Origin of the sequence: Clostridium sp. UBA6640, from assembly GCF_002455975.1 — a bacterium.
Lineage (GTDB): Bacteria > Bacillota > Clostridia > Clostridiales > Clostridiaceae > Clostridium_J.
On record NZ_DKLM01000167.1, the window covers coordinates 105031 to 107503 of the forward strand.

The 2473-nt window shown below is 30.2% G+C and carries 2 protein-coding genes; both read left to right on the forward strand.

The annotated features are described in order from the left end of the window. Window positions 1–166: 166 nt before the first annotated feature. Entirely contained in the window at window positions 167–1621 is a 1455-nt protein-coding gene (gene nhaC, locus B2W91_RS19505; RefSeq protein ID WP_291583960.1) for a Na+/H+ antiporter NhaC, read from the forward strand. A 189-nt stretch (window positions 1622–1810) separates the two neighbouring features. Next, window positions 1811–2440, forward strand: a complete 630-nt coding sequence (locus B2W91_RS19510) for a HutD family protein (RefSeq protein WP_291583962.1) — start codon at window positions 1811–1813, stop codon at window positions 2438–2440. The last annotated feature ends 33 nt before the right edge of the window (window positions 2441–2473 follow it).

The window sequence follows — 2473 nt, forward strand, 5'->3', positions numbered from 1 at the left end:
TTAAAAAACCTTAAAAATATTATAAATATTTAGTAAAAATTTGTCCTATAAAATTATTTATTTATAAATTCTACATACTACGACTTTACTTAAGATAAAATTTACGACATTAAGTATAATTTTTAAACTTATACTTGATATAAATTTACAACAAGGGGGAAAATTAATGAACAACAGAGAAAATATTAAAAAACCATCACTTATCGTATCTATAATACCATTCATTTTTCTAATTTCTTTCATGTTATTAGGTGTAATCGTATTCGATTCTGCACCTCAAATTCCATTAATTATATGTTGTGGAATAACAGCAATTATAGGTAAATTTTTAGGTCATAACTGGAATGATATGGAAGAGGCTATGGTACAAACTAACTCTATGGCGATGCAAGCAAATTTTATAATCATGATTGTAGGATGCTTAGTAGGAACTTGGATTGCTGGCGGAGTAGTTCCTGGAATGATTTTTTATGGACTTAAACTATTTACTCCTGCTATGTTCTTATTGTTATTACCAATCATATGTGCAATAGTGTCTGTTTCAACAGGTAGTGCATGGACTACGGCTGGAACTATGGGTACTGCAGCTATGGGTATAGGTGCAGGTCTTGGAATACCTTCTGCAATAATTGCAGGAGCAGTTGTAACAGGTGCTTCTTTTGGAGATAAATTATCACCATTATCAGATAGTACAAACTTAGCTGCTGGTGTAGCTGGAGTAAATGTATTTGATCATATAAGACATATGCTTTATACTACAGTACCTAGCTTTATTCTATCAGTAATAATTTTTGGAATAATAGGCATTGGATATAAGGGACAAGCTGTAGATACTACTCAAATTAATGCAATATTAGAAACCATACAATCATCTTTTAATATCAGTCCATTAATATTTATTGCACCATTATCTGTAATCTTAATGATAGTATTTAAGGTACCTGCCATACCAGGTATGATAGGCGGAACAATTATAGGTGTAATTTTCTCTTTTACACAAGGCAGCAGCGTATCAGAAGTTCTACATGCATTATTCTATGGTTTTGAAATAAGTTCAGGCAATGCTATGGTAGATACACTGCTAAATAGAGGTGGACTTCTTTCCATGATGGAAACCATTTCATTAGTTATATGCGCATTAGCTTTTGGTGGTCTTGTTAAGCAGATAGGATGTTTAGACACGATAATAAATGCGATACTTAAACATTGTCATAGTAGAGGAAGTATCATTTTATCAAATATACTAAGCTGTATAGCTATGAACTTTGCAGCTGCAGATCAATATATATCAATAGTTATTCCGGGTCAAATGTATAAAAACGTTTATGAAAAATTAAATCTACACCCTAAGAATCTCTCTAGGGTATTAGAGGATGCTGGTACATTAACTTCTGGATTAGTACCTTGGTCAACCTGTGGAGCAGTATACTTTTCAACCTTAGGTGTAAGTGCTTTTGCCTATGCTCCATTCCATTTTCTAGGTTTAATTAATCCTATTGTATCTGCAATTTATGGATACACAGGTTTTGCGATGAAGCCTCTAGATGAAAGTAAGCCAATTGCTAAAGAATTAAAGCCAGAGGATTTAATTGAAGATAAAACACTACAGGGAGTTTCATAATACTTTCTTCTGGATTAACAATAAAAACCTTTAATCACTAATTTATAGTTTGATTAAAGGTTTTATTCTTTATATTAATTGTTTGTCCTCTATTATTTTTGTATGCAGCTTTAAATTAATTGATACTGTATTAACTTGTTGCTAGAATAAAACTATAAAGGAATTTAAAATTGTGAGGTGGTAATATAAATGTGTTATACTGTAAAAATTATTCATGATAAAGATTATAAAACTTCTAACTGGTCAGGTGGAACTACCACAGAACTTGCTATATATCCTGTGAATTCTGATTATAAAAATTTAGATTTTAAATGGCGCTTAAGTTCTGCAAAAGTTGAATTAGAAGAATCTACTTTTACGTATTTGCCTAATACTAATAGATTTATTCTCTCCTTAGACAACCCTTTAAAACTTCAGCATGATAATAATGAAATTATAAGTTTAAATCCTTTTGAAGTACATAATTTTAGTGGTGAATGGAATACTAAAAGCTTTGGAAAAGTAAGGGATTTTAATTTAATGCTTAAAGAAAACTCTAAAGGCTATGTAAATTCTATATCCTTATCGATGGATACTTCATATTCTGTTCCTAAAACTAACCTTGTTCCCAAAACAAATGAAGAAATGTTACTAGAAAGTTTTTATGTTGCAGAGGGTGCTTGTACTATGAATATAAATAATGGTGAAAATATTGAACTAGATAAAAATGATTTATTACTTATAAATGTAGATAATTCTTATGATAGTTTAAACATCACCATAAATGGTATATCCGAGAAAGCTGCTCTTATAAGATCAACTATTTTATATAGAAAATAACTAACCTTTAACAATTGAGAATTGACAATTGAC